Below are 17,858 nucleotides of genomic sequence, written 5' to 3'. Positions count from 1 at the left end.
CATGTTAATTGTCTCAATACGGCTACGGATAGCAGCTCTACCGCCGCTTGCCCCGATGCTCACACAGCAGATCTGGATTTCTATGAAAGAGCAACGGGATTACTGTCCAGATTCTAGTAAATCTTCAATCGACGTCAGTAGTTTCTCAAGTCGCTTTCGCTTTTGAGGGTTATTCCAGACCTTAGAGTGCTTTACAGCTTTGTAGACTTGATCCACACGATGACCCAAATCGGCTGAAGGTGTGATGTGTTTGGCTGGTGCCTGAATGTGTTTAATTTGGGCTTTGATTTGGGATAGTGAATACTGTTGCTTGATGGCTTCTGTCAATAATTTGTGCCGCTGATCGGCATCTTTAATCCGCGCGATCGCACTTGCCTTGGTGTAAGCAATTTTTCCTGCTTGCAGTGCATCCAGCACATCAGTTGGCAGTTTGAGTAAGGGGAGGCGACTGGTCGCGAAGGATTCCCAACCAATCAAGCCAAGTGAGTCGAAAACGTTTTGGATAGCTTGACCTTGTGAGTTACCCAAAACGTTTTGGGTAACTTTGCCTTTTGCTTCATTCTGCATCCGATGGAGCAGTGAAATGACTTCTTCTACAGTGGTGTCGAGGCGGACGGCCAGCAGATCGAGAATGCCCTGTGTTTCTTCTACCGGATTGAGATCCTCACGCTGAAGGTTTTCGATTAGGGCCAGCTGGAGCGCTTCCTGATCGGTAAGCTGTTTTACGACAACCGGAACTTGTGTTAGCCCAGCAAGCTTGGCGGCTCTGTAACGGCGCTCTCCAGCGACTAGTTCGTACTGACCATTCAATGAACGAGTCAGTAATGGTTCTAAAACACCATGTTCTTTAATAGAGGCTGAGAGTTCTTGTAGCTTTTGGGGATCGAAGTATCGACGTGGTTGAGAATTGGGCAGTGTGATTTGGCTAATCTCTACAAACTCGGCGGCGGCCTCTGTGGCTGAGTCGATTGGCTGCGTTCCCAAGAGTGCTGCGACGCCTCTCAGTTGACTGGTATAAGGCTGATCTTTTTTGCGGGTATTCACGTCAGTTTCTCCATGCCAGTGGCAATTTTCTTCAGTACGCGAACGGCAGGATGCTTGGCGTTATAAACTGCCAACGGCAGACGAGCTTCTGAAGCATCCGCAAAAGCAATCGATTTTGGAATGGGATCAAAGACAGTCCCTAAGACAGATAGCTGATCTTGAATGGCTTTCAGCGTTCGGCTTTCTTGAGCGGTGCGGCTGTCGTACATCGTGGGGACAAAACCTGCGATCGCAAGTGAGCGGTTAACGCGCGATCGCAGTCCGGCAATAGTGCTCAGCAGCAAATCAGTTCCTTGAAATGCCTTGAACTGAGTCTGAATTGGTACCAGCACATGAGTTGCTGCGGCCAAGCTAATCACGCTCAAAATGCCAAGGCTCGGAGGACAGTCGATCAGAATAAAATCATACTGATCCAGCACTGGAGCTAGCGCATCCTTGAGCCGCATTTCACGCATCAGCGCAGAAACCAGCTCTAGCTCAGCGGCACTCAAGTTAATGTTGGATGGAACCACATCACAACCGTGGATCTTATGATGAATCGGCAGGCTTTCCTCACCCACCACCGATTCATAGATCGTTTGCGATAGCTCGACGGGATCGAGTCCGAGAAACGTGGTTAATGATGCTTGGGGATCCATGTCAACCAATAGCACTCGATGTCGCTTCTTGGCGAGGTGATACCCCAGATTCATTGTCAGTGTGGTCTTGGCAACCCCTCCTGACTGATTAAATAGCGTAATGACTTTACTCATAGATTCGGAATGGATATTTGGAATGGACGGAATAGACCTCTTGCACGAACCAGAGTTTGAAGGCTGAAACCTCTATGATTACGTTGTGTTTTTCGATTCATGCAAGAGGTCTAATTAGAGCATGATTTGTGACAGGACTTTAGAGGCTTTAGACGTGGAGGAGCTTTGGTCGTTGTTAGAACTGACAGTGTTGGAAGGATTAATAACTGATATCTAGGAGCATCGGATTTTTATCATGATCTATCTTCATTGAGTTCAAGAAAGGCTTGATATACTGAGCTTTTCGTCTTTGTCGTGAATTACCCAAAACGTTTTGGGTAACTCGCAATCCTTTGGCCTTCAAGCGCAAATCCTGCTCCACTTCTCCCTTGCTCCCCTGCTCCTTCAAACACCCAATTTACCGCTCGAATGGCGTTCGTTTTCTCAGTCAGTAACTTAGGATATACGATGACGGCTCGAATAATGTAGCTAGAAGCAACCAAACTAAATCCTTACTAATCAGAAATTTTCCTCGTCTCACATCATTGGCGACTACAAATAACCATGCCTCGACAGTCTTCTCTTTTTTCCGATCGCAACTATAACGATTTCCTGAATGGCTTAAAGCAGCGTATTCGTTCAGCGCAGGTGAAAGCTGCGTTGGCCGTAAACCAAGAGCTGATCTATCTCTATTGGCAAATTGGGCAGGATATTCTGGCTAAGCAAGAATCGGAAGGCTGGGGTGCAAAGGTAATTGATCGGCTAGCGGCAGATCTCAAAAAAGAATTCCCGGACATGAAGGGGTTTTCTCGCTCCAATCTCAAAAATATGCGCGCGTTTGCCGAGGCCTATCCTGATGAGCAAATTGTCCAACAGCTTGTTGGCCAAATTCCGTGGGGCCACAATATCCGGTTGTTGGAGCTGGTGAAGGATCAGGATGAACGACTCTGGTACGTACAGCGAACGATTACTAACGGGTGGAGTCGCAATATTTTGGTAATGCAGATTGAGAGTAATCTGTACCAGCGGCAAGGTGGAGCAGTGACGAACTTTGAGCGGGCCTTGCCTGCCCCTCAATCTGATTTGGCGCAACAACTGGTTAAAGATCCGTACGTGCGACGTGAAAGTCGCCTGTTTCGAGTGAGAGGGCAACCTCTCCAGAGACTCCTTCTCTCTGTCCTCACGTAACAGAGTCTCCGACTCCGCCTACAGTGGCAGTAAGCAATGAACCCACTGGAATGCAAGGCACGAAAGCGGACACTACAGAAAGCCTCCTTCTGTAGAGACTGCAAGAGGAAGACCCAGACAGGTTAGCGCAAGCGAATCACTGTAAGCTTCGTAATACTTGCAGAGAGTGAAATCAGGCTGAGACACTCTAACCAAAAGGTACGTGGGTGGTTATCAGGTTGTATGGACTGATAACGAAGGACACAAGCCCCACCGGAGTAGTAGGTGGAACCTTGCTGGGTCGCATCTCGAACGGACGGAACACGGTAAGCCCGATAGATTCTCCAGCGACGGTCGATAGCTGGAGTAGGCCAACCGCAAGGAAAGCGGAATTATCTAGCGGGTAAAGGATGCTGGAGAAAGCGAATGCCTGGGGTAATGCTCAGGATAGGGGTTCAAGCTTTGCCCTACCGCGAAAGCGGGCAGACTTCCAGCGAGTCTTCCACGATAAAGCCAATGTAACGGAACCGAACCAACGTGAAAGATAGAGTCAGCAATGACATCGGAGCGAAGGAACCTCAACTGAGATGGGCAACTATTAATTGGAAGCTCGCTCAAAGACGGGTCAGGAACCTGAGACAGAGAATATATCGTGCGACCCAACAGCAGCAGTGGAATCAGGTGAGAAGCTTGATGAAGCTGATGCTTCGCAGTCAAGCCAACTTGCTACTGTCGATCAAACGAGTCACCCAAATCAACCCCGGCAAACGAACGGCAGGCATTGATGGTCTGACGTTTCGTAGCACCGAGGAACGGGAGTGGCTGTGGCAACAGATGCAGGCGTATACGCCTTGGGTAGCTAAACCTGCCCGACGGGTGTATATTCCAAAAGCCAATGGGAAACAACGTCCCTTAGGAATCCCCACAGTCCAAGACCGAGTGTTACAGGCAGTTGTGAAGAATGCTCTAGAACCAAGCTGGGAAGCTCGATTTGAGGCAAACAGCTTTGGTTTTCGACCTGGCAGAAGTGTCCATGATGCCATTACCCAGTGCCATAGTCGGCGGCGGAAAGGGCATGACTTATGGGTACTCGATGCCGATATCAAAGGTGCATTCGACCACATCAGTCATGATTATGTCCTCAATGCCATTGGAGAAATTCCAGGTAGAGCCTTAATCAAGCAATGGCTGAAAGCAGGGTATGTCGAGTCCAACACCTTCCACGAAACTCCTAGCGGTGTGCCGCAAGGCGGAGTCATCTCGCCCTTACTGGCGAATATTGCATTAGACGGTCTAGGAGCGATGCTGTCCAATTACCACAAGGTAAAAGCGGGAGTACTCTCACCCAACGCTAAACGAAAAGGGACGTTTAAGCACAAGCTCCAACGGTACGGCTATATTCGCTATGCAGACGACTTCATCGTCACCGCTGAAACGCAGGAAGACATCAGCGCCATTCTTCCGACAATTCGAGAATGGTTGAAAGACAGAGGGCTCGAACTCAATGAAGAGAAAACCCAAATTGTTCAAGTGAGCAAGGGGTTTGATTTTCTGAGCTTTACGATTCGCCAGTTCAACGGGCACTGCATCATCCGCCCTCAAAAGGATAAGGTTTTAGCGTTCCTTAACGACATCAGAACGTGGCTGAAACGTCACAAAGACATCAAACAAGTGGATGTCATTCGATACCTAAATCCAAAACTCAAGGGGTGGTGCAACTACTACCGATACGTGGCTAGCAAACGGGTGTTCAGCTATGTGGAATACCAAATCTGGAAAACACTCTGGAAATGGGCCTGTAGACGACACCGCAACAAAGGCAAACGATGGATTGCAAAGAAGTACTTCAAGACCATCAACGGTCAAAGCTGGATCTTTGCAACGACGGCCCAGGAGCGGGACGGGAAGGAGCATACCTTTGCCCTCACCCAAGTCTATGACACCCCGATTACTCGTCACATCCGGGTGAAGGGCACGTTCTCTCCGGATGACCCAACCCTCTCTGATTACTGGCGGCAACGTCGAACGGGGATGGGAAGGGTACTGCTAGCACCAGGCTCAAAGCTTTATCACATTGCTCAGAGCCAGTGGTGGAAATGCGAAGTGTGTGGTGAGCATCTGTTTAATGGCGAGTCACTGCAAACGCATCACAAACAGTCTGTTAGAGATGGGGGTGGAAATGGCTTGCTTAATTTAGAGCTAGTTCACAAAGCCTGCCATAACCACAGACATGCGTACGGGCGAAGGCTTGAGCCGGATGATGGGTGAACTGTCACGTCCGGTTCTTTGGGGGGAGGGATGCGGCGACGTATGCCCTCCTACCCGACAACTTTGATTTTCTGACCCTAACTGAGGCGGCCCAGGAGCGGGAGCTAGAACATGCGCTCGTCAATCATATCCGCGATTTCTTGATGGAGCTAGGGCTAGGGTTTGCCTTTTTGGGGAGCCAATATCCATTAGTAGTTAGCGGCAAAGAATATCGACTTGATCTCCTGTTCTACCATGTCCATCTTCATTGCTATGTGGTCATCGATTTGAAAATGGGTGAATTTGAACCGCAGCATTCGGGACAGATGAGCTTTTATGTCGCGGCAGTAGACAATTTACTGCGTAGTGAACGAGATGATCCCACGATTGGCATTATTCTCTGCAAAGCCAAGGATAAAACAACTGTGGAATATGCGCTGCAAGGAAGCCAACAGCCAATTGGCGTTTCAACCTATGAACTACAGTCTCAACTGCCACCCAATTTTCAAAATAATTTACCCACGATTGAACAGCTTGAGACTGAACTCAGCACCGCAGCTGAAGAGCTAGAAGATGACACTGAGACAGATGGTTAGTTGGGGTAGTGTAATTTATTGTCGCCTCTTGTTGCCGAAATCAGAGGCGGTGTTAGGATTAAGTCTTTCTTGGCTCAGTTGGGCAATTTCTACTTTTGCGATCGCACGTTTTACCGCAATCGTCTCATCTATTCGCGATATGGCTTCTTCTAGATCTCAGCAGGACGCTAATCATCCAACTCATAGCTCAGATCGGGATGAGCGACCTCAGAAAAAACGGGGCAAAGTAAAAGCGGCATCTAACTTAGTTGATGAGCGCCGCATGACGCATCCAGATTTGTTTTCTGACAGCAGCACGACTCCTGTCCCGTCTTCCTTACCGCTTCTGGAAGCAAGCAATATCCTAACTCGCCGCAAGCATTTACCTTGGCAGACCGATCCGGATGGCCGTCTGTCCTATGTGCGTGATTTTGACACGGGAGAGGGCGCGATCCATTTTTGGGTAACAGATGAGGCCGAAAGCGATCATCCCGTTGGATTGGCGAGTGCTGCGGCTTTGGCCGTAATTGATACGTTTGATATCCGAGCCGCTTGTATGCACTTGGTATATGCCGCTTATGCTGCTCGGGTCGAAGATCCGTGGGAGCATGAAATTGTTGTTGATGACAGACAGCTTGAGAAGTATCTGGGGCTTTACAAACGCACGGACTTAAATCGACAGCAGAAGCTAGAACTTATCAAAGACTTAGTTGAGCAGCCCTGCAAAATTACTACGTTTATTACTTGGAAAAGTACGCCCAAGCAAAAAGGATTTACGGTTGCCGAAGGGCGACTTTGGCATTTGATTGAAACGCGATATCACTATCAGCAGAACTTACTGGATGATACAAAGGATATTGCTGGAATGACTTTTGTTATCAAGCCCGGATCGTGGGCAAAGCATTTTTTGAGCGAGTCTGGGGACGGTAGATCAGCTGAATCGCCCCAATACAGCAATCTCTCTAAGGCTCTGTTAGAGAGCGTGATGAGTATTTGGCAGCATCGTGAGGGCGCTGCCCGCTTAATGATCTGGCTCCTGTTCAAATCTCAGCAGAATCAGCTTTATCCCTACGATGTAAAAACGTTGATGGAAGTGGCTTATAGTAGCGAGAGACTGAATCAAGCGATCTCAAATCGAAAGATTCGCTCCAGAATTGCCAATGCTTGGGATGAGGATTTGTTTGTACTGAGAGATCAGGGTTGGGGAATTCAATTTGATGCCGAAACCTACCCTAACGATATTCGGCCCTATGGGTTGGGTCGAGAAACGGCAAGTCGCCCTAAAGGTTTTTTTGAACAGCTATTAACGGCGAAAGTATGGATTAGTCCACCGGATGACTGGTTTTCGTTATCACTACCGTCTCAGATTGATGCTGATTTGCAGACGGATACAGAGAGTGAATCCAGCATAGTTGTAATGACTAGTGCTGATGTCAAAAAACAGCGTAATCAGCGCGGTTGGTCGCAGCGTAAACTCGCTTCCTTCACGGGGTTGAGCCAATCTCTGATTTCGCTCATCGAAAAAGGAGAGCGCCAAATTACTGCTGAAACTGAAGCCGCCTTACAACGGGCATTCGAGTTCATGTAGCGGCGACACTAATTTTGATTACAAGTGTTCTAGCCCCCCAAGACGTATAACCTGATTACAGGCGACAGCTTGATTACAAGTCGCTCTAGACCGTCGGGACATAAACCTATGCTACAGAACCTTTGATTACATAGTCTTCTAGACCGTTGGGACATGTAGAACCTTAGTAGTAATATGAGATTTGGTAAAACTCCATTGTTTATTTTGTGTGAAATGCTTGCTGAGCAAGCATTTCACACAAAATAAACAATGTTCCTATACACGGACCTAGTACAACTTGGTTGAGCATCAAGAGATGTAACTACGGCGTCGCTCTTTTGTTGAGACATTTGCAGAATCTAACGCTGAACCGCTCGAACGTTCTCAGAGTTTCCCAACGTCCTAATCAATATGGCTTGCTATAGTGCCTTTCGTTCTGAAGTTCAAATTAGCCAAAGTTGATTACAAATTGCTCTAAACCCTCGGGACGTGCTTTCTACTGATCTATACGTGATGATTACAAATTGCTCTAAAACCCTGGGACATACAGAACCTGATTACAGATTTCGGAGTTTGATTACAGGTGATTCTAGAGCCTTAGGACATACGACTTGATTACAGAGATAGCGTTGATTACAGCTTCCTCTAAAGCCCTGGGACAAAGCTAAGCGATTACACAATTGCTCTAAAACCCTGGGACATACAGAATCTAGTGACTGATATCAATTCTCGTAATGGCAAGTTACAAGCAGATGCCTCTTCATGTCGGCCCTTGCCCTTTTGCTTATCGTTAGAGGTTAATACAGAAGTCGAAATGCTTGTCTGGAGAAGAATACAGCCTTTGTGCTGAAGTTTAGTATTGCGTTTGATGACAGAGCCGCAATGATTACACCGTTTTCTAGAACCACAGGACAAAAAATCTAGACCCCCTGGGACAAAAAATCTAGACCCTTGGGACGATCTGTTTTGATGCCGACGAGATTTCGAGTCGTTTGACGATCCGCGCCGTCAGATCAACCCATTTTTGATTACAAAAGCTGCTTTAGGAGCGCGTCATGGCCGTATTTTGTCATCAAAGCGCTTGCTATAACTACTTTTATGCTTTTGCTGAGGCGTAAGAGATGACCTAACAGTAGCCATAAATTAAATCCCTCAACTGTACAACAGTGAGGGACTCAATCTCACATTCATAGGGAACCTAACCAGTGCTGTGGCAGGCGAAGAATTAGGTGTCCCACAGAACTTTATACCTAGAGCTTTGTGTCCATATTACGACACTTCTATCGATATGGTGCAAGCTCTCTATCCTGCCGTGAGCAACACAGTTGCGATCGCAGCATCTTATCGAGGTAGAAGACAATGCAAAACTTGAATTGTGAACTGCTGCTCAGTGATTTGAATAGTCGGCGCTTTTGTCAGATTTTTGGTCACTATCTTCGCAATGTGATTATTGATTACAAAGTCCATCTAGCACTGAAACAAAGTTTTCAATGCTGGGACGTTGCTGCTGGTCAAAAGTTCTCAATGCTTCAGGCTGTACTAATGGTTAGGCAAGCTAATTGTCGCAAGCGCCAACGAAAGGCGCTAAGTGCACCCAAAGTATTGGGTCAGCTTCGTTTTTGGTGCCCAGCTGCAGTGGCTGTAGCGGAGGTGGCATATCGTTAGCACGGTTGCCACTGACCGATTTAGGTATGTGCAGGAGTGGGACGACGAGTTTTTGTCTCTCTTCCCGAATCGTTATGACTTTATCTATGCTCCCTATCCAGAACTAGGAGAGTTACCCCAGTGGCAGACTGAAACGCGATATCCTTTGTCTGATCGCCTCATCCAGCAGGGGAAACAGCTCTTTGGTGTCCGTCCTAGCTCGACCACAAACTATTTTTTACTCGATATTGATATTGGCAGCCAGTATCATCCAAACACTGATCCCTTTGCGATCGCAAAAATCCTAGAGGCGCTTGAACCTTTAGGCATCTCAACGCATATCACCTGCACATCAAGCTACAGTAATGGCTTACACCTTTACTTCCCACTGCAAAAGACGATTAAATCGTGGCAACTTGCGAATGCCGTTTCATATTTGTTAGAGCATTCGGGCTTTAAACTGTCACCCGGTCAACTTGAGCTTTTTCCAAACCGACGGGCTTACCCTGGAGATGGAACACGCAGTTTATTTAACGCTCACCGATTACCGCTTCAGATTGGTTCATACCTGCTGAACAGTGATTTTGAACCGATTTGGAGTTGTCAATCTGTTTTTGTGCGCCAATGGCAGTACTGCCAAACTCAAAACAAAGTTGATCAAAAGCAACTTGCTGCAATTTTAAGGCAAGTTCAGAGGCAGTATTATTATCAACTTTCTGGACGAGCTCAGAAATTTCTAGACGACCTAAACACAGAAATTGAAGCGGGTTGGACTGGGTTCGGTCAAACTAATCGACTGCTCGGTCGGATTACGATGAGATCGTATATCTTTCATCATGTTTTGACGAATGAACCGCCACTAGATGGAAAAAGGCTGATTGAAAACATTCTTCAAATCGCTACATCCTTGCCCGGTTATAAAGAGTGGTGTAGACATCAACATGAGATAGAGTCTCGGATAGAAGAGTGGGCTAGATGTATTGAATCGAGTCACTACTTTCACTATGGCTATTCAAAAGGAAAGTATAAAACTTTGTCGGAGCAGCCTAAAGAAACGAGTTGGAATCAACAGAAATCTGAAGATACTCGTAAAAAGATTCAGGCTGCGATCGCAGATCTTTTAGAAAAGAATCAATTACCAAGCCAAACAACAGAACGATTCAAGATCTTAACAAGCTATGGAATTGGTGGAGGAAGTTTATATCGACATCGGGATCTATGGCATCCAGAAGATCTGGAAAAACATCAAACAGAGCAGATCGAGGCAGAAAAGCTAGATGTAGAAGAGAAAGTCTTATCCCCAAGCTTATTATGTACCGATGATGGTAATTCTCCAGAGGATAAGCAATACAGCCCGTTTGTGTCTGATTTTTTGTTAGATCAGGTTCGTAATTCAGCGGAATATCAGTTGGTTGGGCCGGAATTCGTGAATTTTTCAGTCTGTGATATCTGTTTGTGGATGATGTATCTGGAATTTTGGTAGCCATTGGCTTTGATTGATGCGCGAATCTCTCGGAAAGCTAGATTGTGTCGCTGGTAGTAGTCTACCTTTCATATTTTTCTTGAGGGTGTGTACTTTCGTGCTGTGTGCTCGTTTCAGCCGTTGAGCGGAATTTGCCTGATGGGTCGGATCATGGGCTGGATTGCTTGTGGAATCTGGTCGTTCACACGATCGCGGCTGCGTATCGGGATTTGAAGACTGTACTTGTTGTTCCACCTCCTGATGCTGTGGATGCCACAGGGCTAAATTGCGAGGTTTATAGAGCGTTTTGCGACTCGTATTGGCAACGGGTGCGATCGCAGTTGCTCTGGCAGTGATTCCATCCGGTAGCTGGTTATCGGCTCTCAGTTGCTCCACGGCAGCTCGAATTCGGTTCTGTGCATCGGTGGCTCGCTCTTGGTTAAAGTTGACGATGTTGTTCGTGCCGTCTAGTTGGGGGTGCTCAGTGCTGCGTTTGGGTTTGCTGCCCAGGGGCCAGTAGTAGCTCTCGGCGGCTTTGGCCCAGGCTTTGGCTCGCGCTCGGATTTCGTGGCGGTGGCGGCACCATTGGTAATAGCTGGGGCTATGGGTGGCGGTGTGCTGGATGTAGTCGATTAGGTCGTCTCCGCTCAGTTTTTGGAAGACGACGCCGTAGCAGGCGATGGTTTTGAGCAAGTGATTGGTTTGGCTATAGTCCGTCCAGCCTTGGGCGATTTCGTCTTCTAGATCGGCTTGCCAGGTGGCGACGATGTGGCTGTGGGGATTATGGCGGCGATTGCGTTTGCGCTGATGGTTGCGGCCCTGGTTGAGGGCGCTGTTGAGCAGGGTGAGATCTTGGCCGTCGGCGCTAATGTCCCACTGCTGGAAGAACACGCCGAGATCGGTGCCGTGCGGTTGCGGGTTGAGTTCAGCATCGAGCAGGGTGGAACCGCTATCGGGTTGCAGGGGGAGGCGATGGCCGTTGTACTGGGTGAATTCGCCTCGGTAGTGGTTGGCCCAGGCTTTGACGTTCGGAAAGAGTTCGAGCTGACCGGGGGCTATGTCAAATCCTTGGGCGGTGAGGCTGTGCTTGAGCGTGCAGGCCAGGGAGAAGGTGTTGACGGCTTCGGGTAAGGGAAGGTAGAGGTGCAGGCCGCCGCTCCAGCTAGAGCGCAGGATAAGCACTCGGCAAATGCCGATAGTTTCCAGGGCGTACTGGAGATCTGCGATCGCAGTTGGATTGAGGTACTGGCTTTTGGCATCAATGTCGATCAACGCATAGGAAGTGGTGTGGCCGAATCGAACACCAATTAACTGATTGGGATCTTGCCATTGCGTCCACAGGTTACGCGGGCGCAGGGGATAGCGGGTGATGGTTTCCCATTTGGGTTTGTAGTGGGGATGGTCGAGGGTGGCGGTGATGAACTGCCACGGGTAGTTAAACAGTTCACACAGCCGCTTGCCGTTGGCATCGGCGGGTAAGGGTTCTGAATGGGAACGTCGGGTATCCTGACGCCCAGATGTTGCTTGGCTCATGGCTCTATCTCCTTTAATTCTGTAGAGGGATCGGAGATAGAAAGCATCAAAAAAGCTCTCTACCACCGTCAAAAGGAGAGATAGAGAGTGCTACGCAGAATTGCTACAAAAGATCTCGCGATGTTGACTTTACCGCTTGACCCTATGCTAGGATAGGCGCAAGACTCTATGGGTCACCTAACGTCACGCCCGCCAAAGCAATCGGTTAGGTTCCCAGCTATCTCAAAAAGCGAATATAAAAGTCATCTACAAACCCTTGCTGTTACCACCAGCTGGGGTTTTTGACTTTCTTAGGATTTTCACATCTAACTCACCTCCTGGACGGGCATTGGGACAAACTTGGTCTTGCTATATATATCCCAAATCAATCTGTATCGAATTTGCTTTGGGCACAACAAGTTAGATTAACAGGCTCCTCCTCACCTGGAATGCCGTAGGGGGCAATTCCGTTCTCCTGTAGCAGCCGCAGAAAATAATCCCGTTCGCTCACCGCTTCATCGGCAAAGGCATCACCAAAGGCTTTCTCAATCTGTTCTGTTCGCTCAGCCAGCTGCTGATCGTAATCCTCCTCCTCGCGTCACGCCAAACGCTGAATCAAATCGGCGCTCCAGTGTTTCTGTCGCTAAGGCCATGACTAATGCCAATGCCACACGATTGCCCTTAAAACACTCATTGACCCAGAAAGCTGTAATCACTTCCAATGGCAGCGCGTTGAATCGGCTCTGTCCACGCCGATCTAAGTCCGATTCAATTTCAATACTGTCGGGCGTATAACCTTTACCCAGCATGGCTTTGATAGCCTTTGAATCTAAAAAACGTCGGGCGTTAATTTCGGGCTTCTGCACACATTCAGCGGCTTGGGTTTGAGACATGCGATAACTGCCATCGGGCAGCATGAAGCCTTCAACCTTAAGGTTGCCGATGCGAACTATCGCACGTTGAGCTTTAACTGTTTCACTATTACTCATCTGAGATCGCGCCTTACTTATCGGATCTATCTATCTCATGTGGAGGTGGAACTTTTCCGCTGTCAATTGCTTCCCTTACAGCTTTTTCAACCAAAAAAGCCGCTAGGGATGTGGGTTTGTTGCCCTCGCTTTCAGCCCAACGGGTTAGCACATCTGCAATTCCGTCAGGCAAAGAGATATAGAACCTTTTACTCACTGCATCATCGATCATAAAAATCATGCTCCTATCGTATGACTGATTGACGATTTAGTAACAACCTTGAATCTATTTTGACTAATTAGTAACTGATCAATGACAGTTATGTTAGCATTCGTTTGAGCAAATGTTGCAGCACTTGCAAATTTTGCTTCTATCGCTACATGAGGAAAAGAATGTATGGCACTTGCAACCGGTAGCCCTCCGCAAATGAATTGGAGAGTCGGACAGACTGGCATCTCATCGGGTGGTGCAGCTCGCGTCAATGATGAATTTCGCGTTGATATTAATAAACTTGGTCGCCTCACCCCGTCTGAGGTTCGTGCCCAATCACAACTAGCAAAAGATCTTCGTCAGCAGGTGGTTTTAGCGAAGCAATATAAGACCGCCAGCGAAGACGTGATCAAGTCCAAAGTCACGATTGAAGAGCTTCGTACGGATCTGTTAGCCAAAGGTCTTGAAGGTGCGAAAGCGGTTGATAACTTGGTTAGCCGCGCCCAGTTGCAAACCGGGCAATATATGCAATCGCTGCAAACCACGGCCCATGCCACTCAGTTGGGCTTAAGTGCGATCGCAGAACAAGGCCAGATGGAGCGCGACACCCTGACAACCAAATATCAACTTAAGGTGCAGCAGGCTCGACAGCTCCAAGCCTCAAAGCTTCAGCAGATGGGCACTAGCATCGGCAAGGAAACCCAGATGAAGCTTGACGATGCTCGGCAGAAAGCCGCTGCTAAGGAGCTTCGAAAACAGGAAGAAATCGCTCTGAAGCGCTACATCCGAGCCGACGACTATACGCCCAATACGGGCAAAGCTCCCGGCCCGTTTCAGCGCATTCTAAATCTGGTCGCATAAGGGGGAGCTACTGTTATGTATGCAGAGCAACACAACCCTGAACTAGAGCGGCTTCGAGCGCTGCAAGAATCTGCGATCGCAGTCGCTCCTCACCCTGAAGTCCCGACGTGGAACTTCCACACCATTAACCGAGCGGGTTCCATGTTTGGTTTGCTGATTGGCAGTTGGATGTTCCTGACGTTTTTAGCTCGGCTCCTACCTGATTTCGCGTTTATCTACCTGATTCTGACTGGAGCCGGATTACTGGCCTGTTTCTACGTTGCAGTGGCAGGTCATCCCAACTTATTCACGTTGGTCGGCATCACCGCTTTTGGCGTCATCATTGCGACGCTGCTGGCCAGTTGGGATTTACTGCTGGGCCTGTTCTTCTATCAAGGCAGTCCCATCTGGAAGTTCTTCATCGTTGCGATTGGGTTTGTGCTGAGTGCGGGGCTGTTTCGAGTGTTCTTCAATACTCGACAGCCCAAAGCGCAGCAGCAAACTCAGGTCGAGTCGCAGCAGACCAATTCCGAAAAAGCCTATGACGCTGCATGGGCAGCGTATCTTAACCAATGGATTTCTCAATCTACCGACAATCTATCCTGATTTATCAAGCGGCAGGCGTATTTGGTCTGCTAATTGCCTCCTGGGGACGGCTTGATCCAACCGTCATCACCCCGGCTGGTCAGCGGTTGCCGCATTGGGCCGTCACGAATCGTGCTCAGATTGCAGCCATTTATGCACCGGATTCATGGTCAAAAATGGCTGGGATTATGATTGCGATCGCAGGTTTCGGTAAAGCCTTCCACACCAGTAAGCTGGCTGAGAAGGAAGAACGGGAACTACTTCGGCAGCTTAATCATGAGTTGCGGCTGCGAGCTGTTCGAGAGCAGGAAGAACTCCAGCGGCAACTGCTGGCTAGTTCCGAAATGCTCAAGATTGCTCAAGTGGTGGAGAACCTGCGAGCGGAGGAACGAGGCGATGAAGAAATTGCCGCCATTCTCGGTATTGACGTGGCTGATCTCAAAGCGCTAAATGCTCCCCAACAGGAAGCCTTACCCGATCAGTCAGTGTCGCGGGAGAACGATACCTCTGAGCCACGGATACCGAATCCGCCCGACGATCCAACCGTGCATGGACTTTTGCAAGCGACGCTGAAGGCCATTCACAAGGCAAATTATTATGCCGATTATGTGACCTGTTTCAAAGGCCCGTCGTTTATCCAGTTCATTCTGGAGATGCGAGATCCCAAGAAACTGCCGGAAGCCATTGACCGAACGCCGTCGATTGTCCAGGCCAGTTTGCACCTGCCCAAACTGCCAATGAGTGATAACGAACACGGTTTTCTATCCCTGTCGCTGGCCCGTCCCGATCGAGAGCTGCGGAAACTAGCAGACGAAATCGACGAAATCCCAGTCCCAAAGCGTCCATCGCTATTCTTGGGCGTTGACCTGAAAGAGATCCGTCACTACATCCACCTCGACGGCAAACAGATGGAAGCCGTCTTAATCGGTGGTCTGCCCCGTGTTGCGGGTAAGACCAATCTGATCCGGCAGATGATTGGCTTTGCCGCTAAGAACTACAGCTATCGGCACATTCAGTTCCTCGTCTTCGACGGCAAAGGCACAGAACTGAACCCGCTCAAGAATTCTCCTTACCTGGCTGAATGGCCATCGACGGCTAACCGACTGGTCGGGCATTCAGAGGAGGATGCAGAACTCCAGCTTCAGTGGGTTGAGCAGGATATCGAAAACCGTCGCAGCCTATTCGCCTATCAGGGAGTGTCCAACATTGAGGACTTTAACCATCTTGAAGGCGTGACCAAAGCGGACTACAAGGTGTGGATTCTCGACGAGTCCCACATCGGCTTTCCCGATATGCGAAAGGAGTCAATGGTCATTGATGGTAAGCCGACACAAGTGAAACGTTTATCAGATGTCATGTCCGTTGCGGCTACCTTTGGCTGGCTGATTCTGTTCTGCACCCAAGCCCCCGATCGCAAGACGATTCACCGTCAGGTAGACGCCAAAATTGGCCATCGGATTGGCCTATTGCTCCAGCGGGATAAAGACTCAGAGTTGGTCATCCAACAAGCCGGTTGTGAGCGGTTGCTCGGTAAAGGTGACATGCTGGCCCGCCGGGGTGGAGAGGAACCGGTGCGACTGCAAGCCTATGACACATCCATCAGCGACCTGAAAGAGTGGTGCTTTCCCAAGATTGCCAAACTCACGCGAGAGCAGAAACGCGATCGCATCTTTGAACTCCGCAGCAAAGGCAAATCTAACGCCTACATCATCAGTCGTGTCTGGAACGTGGCTGAAGGTGACGCAGGCTGGCCAGCAGCCCAACAGGAGTTCCTAGATATTACGACCCAAGATCATCCTGAAAATCGACCCCCTAGTTCAGATTGGGACGACAGCAGTTAAGTCCTAAAAAGGTTGCGATCGCAACCTAGCGTTGCATCAAATCGCTCAACCCCAATCTAGCGAACCCTTTTAGCCTTAACCGGAATAAGTTCGGGTTGCAATCCACCCCCTTCTATTGCTGCAATCGCGTGCAATCGTTGCAATCTCTCACTCTAAACCATAAGGGTTGCAAGCCTTTTCTCAACATTGCAAATTTCCGATGGAGATTGAATTCAACCATGCCCAGTCGTAAACGTCCGGCAACAACTCGCGTACCTGCTTTGCTAGACGTATCAGAAGGTTTTAGGCAGGCTGAAGTCGCCAACATGCTAGGCGCAGCTGCCTACCAAATTAGTCGGGATTGTCAGGTTCTTTGGCCGAAACGGGCATATTTTTCGTTGCTATCTGAAGCGCAAGTGAGAACCCTCTATTGTGTTGCAATGTTTCGGCACATCCAGTACGCCAGAGGCCGCTATCAAGTTTTGGCAGAGGAAATTTTGGCGTTCATCAATGACAACACTGATGCAGAAATCTGGGCAGTCGTGGCTCTAGCCGGTGGTTCCCAAGAGGACTGCAAAGCGGGGATTGAAGAGATGCTCATGCGCCGCAATCAACGCCGAATTGAACAAGAAACGATCAACGTATCCAGCACAGTTGCTTAGGAGACTTCAGTTATGACCAACAAACCTAGTCATTCCGAACAAACCACAGAAACACAAACAGGCTTAGCTCGTTCAGTCGATACTGCATCGAGCGGCAAGGTGGAGCGCGGCAAAACACAATCCAAACCCTATCGTCCACCCGCCGTCCAGACTGAGAACCCAAACGTAAATGTTGATGTGGAGCAGTTTGAGCCTGCCCAACTGGTTCAGGGTGGAACTGAACTGGTCGATGCGGCCTTTGATGCGGCTGAGCATGGCATGGAAAAACGATTCAAGGAGCGCGGTCAGCAACTCGTCAAGCGAACGAACTACATGATGGCATCGCTCTTTAATGGCATGGCGATCAAAGCGGGCAGTATCCGCTCGGCCTACATTACGCCCCATGAGGATGAGGCCGATGAAGCCTGAAGACATCGAGCAAATCCCGGACGAGTTCGATCCAACCCTTGCGATCGCAATTGGCCAACACATGGCCGATCTTCAGTTCGATGTCGCGGAATCCAGCTATTCACAGCGACTCGACCAAAACTACAAAGGCTTTTGCCTAGCGCAAACCAGCGATGAAGCCATGAGCCGATACCTGGGGGAATATGTAGCCATTGTCCGGCTCGACGAGCGGCTGCGGTTCATTGGTCGCACCCTGTTCTATGGACTGCTGGTTGCGATTATCCCGGTCGGATGTGCGATCGCAGTTGGCATGAGCGTCTACTCGGCTCTCTTGCTCATTCCGGCACTCCTGGCTGGCATGTGGCTGGCCGCTGTCAATCACTAATTGGCAGGTAGGGAACCCAGCTAAAGCTTCCCTACCTCATCTCCAACCAAG

General features: G+C 49.0%; 16 protein-coding genes. 11 read left to right on the top strand and 5 right to left on the bottom strand.

The features are described from left to right. Nucleotides 1–99: 99 nt before the first annotated feature. Both AC286M_RS36980 and AC286M_RS36975 read right to left on the bottom strand, forming a co-directional pair. Nucleotides 100–1,044 carry a ParB/RepB/Spo0J family partition protein gene (locus AC286M_RS36980; protein ID WP_488209162.1) on the bottom strand — a complete coding sequence of 315 codons (945 nt, stop codon included), beginning with the start codon at nt 1,042–1,044 and terminating at the stop codon, nt 100–102. Continuing rightward, nucleotides 1,041–1,796 carry a ParA family protein gene (locus AC286M_RS36975; RefSeq protein ID WP_488209161.1) on the bottom strand — a complete coding sequence of 252 codons (756 nt, stop codon included), beginning with the start codon at nt 1,794–1,796 and terminating at the stop codon, nt 1,041–1,043. The genes AC286M_RS36980 and AC286M_RS36975 overlap by 4 nt, the downstream gene beginning before the upstream one ends. A 543-nt stretch (nt 1,797–2,339) precedes the next feature. Here AC286M_RS36975 and AC286M_RS36970 point away from each other — a divergent pair. The 5 genes from AC286M_RS36970 to AC286M_RS36950 all read left to right on the top strand — a co-directional run bounded on the left by AC286M_RS36970 (nt 2,340) and on the right by AC286M_RS36950 (nt 10,458). After that, entirely contained in the window at nt 2,340–2,963 is a 624-nt protein-coding gene (locus tag AC286M_RS36970; RefSeq protein WP_488209160.1) for a DUF1016 N-terminal domain-containing protein, read from the top strand. Nucleotides 2,964–3,479: 516 nt separating this feature from the next. Continuing rightward, a complete protein-coding gene (gene ltrA / locus AC286M_RS36965; RefSeq protein WP_488209159.1) occupies nt 3,480–5,210 on the top strand; it encodes a group II intron reverse transcriptase/maturase in 1,731 nt (576 codons plus the stop codon). Continuing rightward, the gene (locus AC286M_RS36960; RefSeq protein WP_488209158.1) at nt 5,207–5,785 is read left to right on the top strand and encodes a PDDEXK nuclease domain-containing protein; all 579 of its coding nucleotides are present in this window, start codon (nt 5,207–5,209) and stop codon (nt 5,783–5,785) included. Before ltrA ends, AC286M_RS36960 begins: the two co-directional genes overlap by 4 nt. Before the next feature lie 139 nt (nt 5,786–5,924). Continuing rightward, a complete protein-coding gene (locus AC286M_RS36955; protein ID WP_488209157.1) occupies nt 5,925–7,352 on the top strand; it encodes a helix-turn-helix domain-containing protein in 1,428 nt (475 codons plus the stop codon). Nucleotides 7,353–9,024: 1,672 nt separating this feature from the next. Continuing rightward, the gene (locus tag AC286M_RS36950; RefSeq protein WP_488209156.1) at nt 9,025–10,458 is read left to right on the top strand and encodes a hypothetical protein; all 1,434 of its coding nucleotides are present in this window, start codon (nt 9,025–9,027) and stop codon (nt 10,456–10,458) included. Here the strand turns inward: AC286M_RS36950 and AC286M_RS36945 are convergent. From AC286M_RS36945 to AC286M_RS36935, 3 genes are all read right to left on the bottom strand, one after another. Then, nucleotides 10,411–11,970, bottom strand: a complete 1,560-nt coding sequence (locus AC286M_RS36945) for a hypothetical protein (protein WP_488209155.1) — start codon at nt 11,968–11,970, stop codon at nt 10,411–10,413. The genes AC286M_RS36950 and AC286M_RS36945 overlap by 48 nt on opposite strands. A 542-nt stretch (nt 11,971–12,512) precedes the next feature. Next, on the bottom strand, nt 12,513–12,938 hold the full coding sequence (locus AC286M_RS36940; protein WP_488209154.1) for a hypothetical protein: 426 nt from the start codon (nt 12,936–12,938) through the stop codon (nt 12,513–12,515). A gap of 13 nt (nt 12,939–12,951) precedes the next feature. Further along, nucleotides 12,952–13,149 carry a ribbon-helix-helix domain-containing protein gene (locus tag AC286M_RS36935; RefSeq protein WP_488209153.1) on the bottom strand — a complete coding sequence of 66 codons (198 nt, stop codon included), beginning with the start codon at nt 13,147–13,149 and terminating at the stop codon, nt 12,952–12,954. Between the two features lie 165 nt (nt 13,150–13,314). Between AC286M_RS36935 and AC286M_RS36930 the strand changes: the two genes are divergently transcribed. From AC286M_RS36930 to AC286M_RS36905, 6 genes are all read left to right on the top strand, one after another. Continuing rightward, a complete protein-coding gene (locus tag AC286M_RS36930) occupies nt 13,315–13,989 on the top strand; it encodes a hypothetical protein (protein WP_488209152.1) in 675 nt (224 codons plus the stop codon). Nucleotides 13,990–14,004: 15 nt separating this feature from the next. Then, nucleotides 14,005–14,574, top strand: a complete 570-nt coding sequence (locus tag AC286M_RS36925; protein WP_488209151.1) for a hypothetical protein — start codon at nt 14,005–14,007, stop codon at nt 14,572–14,574. Next, a complete protein-coding gene (locus AC286M_RS36920) occupies nt 14,541–16,394 on the top strand; it encodes an FtsK/SpoIIIE domain-containing protein (protein ID WP_488209150.1) in 1,854 nt (617 codons plus the stop codon). Before AC286M_RS36925 ends, AC286M_RS36920 begins: the two co-directional genes overlap by 34 nt. A 218-nt stretch (nt 16,395–16,612) precedes the next feature. After that, nucleotides 16,613–17,035 (top strand): hypothetical protein, encoded by a 423-nt coding sequence (locus AC286M_RS36915; protein ID WP_488209149.1) that lies wholly within the window; start codon nt 16,613–16,615, stop codon nt 17,033–17,035. A 12-nt stretch (nt 17,036–17,047) separates the two neighbouring features. Further along, entirely contained in the window at nt 17,048–17,443 is a 396-nt protein-coding gene (locus AC286M_RS36910) for a hypothetical protein (protein WP_488209148.1), read from the top strand. Further along, nucleotides 17,433–17,807: a hypothetical protein gene (locus tag AC286M_RS36905; RefSeq protein WP_488209147.1), complete on the top strand. Its 375-nt coding sequence runs from the start codon at nt 17,433–17,435 to the stop codon at nt 17,805–17,807. The genes AC286M_RS36910 and AC286M_RS36905 overlap by 11 nt, the downstream gene beginning before the upstream one ends. Nucleotides 17,808–17,858 lie beyond the last annotated feature (51 nt).

Source organism: Thainema salinarum CENA647 (assembly GCF_057732415.1).
The sequence above is the reverse complement of the archived record's forward strand: the minus strand, read 5'-3'. Positions and strand labels throughout refer to the sequence as shown.

Coding starts and splice junctions, on each gene's coding strand:
- AC286M_RS36975 (WP_488209161.1), bottom strand. CDS start 1,796: ATGAGTAAAGTCATTACGCTATTTAATCAGTCAGGAGGGGTTGCCAAG.
- AC286M_RS36970 (WP_488209160.1), top strand. CDS start 2,340: ATGCCTCGACAGTCTTCTCTTTTTTCCGATCGCAACTATAACGATTTC.
- AC286M_RS36955 (WP_488209157.1), top strand. CDS start 5,925: ATGGCTTCTTCTAGATCTCAGCAGGACGCTAATCATCCAACTCATAGC.
- AC286M_RS36945 (WP_488209155.1), bottom strand. CDS start 11,970: ATGAGCCAAGCAACATCTGGGCGTCAGGATACCCGACGTTCCCATTCA.
- AC286M_RS36940 (WP_488209154.1), bottom strand. CDS start 12,938: ATGAGTAATAGTGAAACAGTTAAAGCTCAACGTGCGATAGTTCGCATC.
- AC286M_RS36935 (WP_488209153.1), bottom strand. CDS start 13,149: ATGATCGATGATGCAGTGAGTAAAAGGTTCTATATCTCTTTGCCTGAC.
- AC286M_RS36930 (WP_488209152.1), top strand. CDS start 13,315: ATGGCACTTGCAACCGGTAGCCCTCCGCAAATGAATTGGAGAGTCGGA.
- AC286M_RS36925 (WP_488209151.1), top strand. CDS start 14,005: ATGTATGCAGAGCAACACAACCCTGAACTAGAGCGGCTTCGAGCGCTG.
- AC286M_RS36920 (WP_488209150.1), top strand. CDS start 14,541: ATGGATTTCTCAATCTACCGACAATCTATCCTGATTTATCAAGCGGCA.
- AC286M_RS36915 (WP_488209149.1), top strand. CDS start 16,613: ATGCCCAGTCGTAAACGTCCGGCAACAACTCGCGTACCTGCTTTGCTA.
- AC286M_RS36910 (WP_488209148.1), top strand. CDS start 17,048: ATGACCAACAAACCTAGTCATTCCGAACAAACCACAGAAACACAAACA.
- AC286M_RS36905 (WP_488209147.1), top strand. CDS start 17,433: ATGAAGCCTGAAGACATCGAGCAAATCCCGGACGAGTTCGATCCAACC.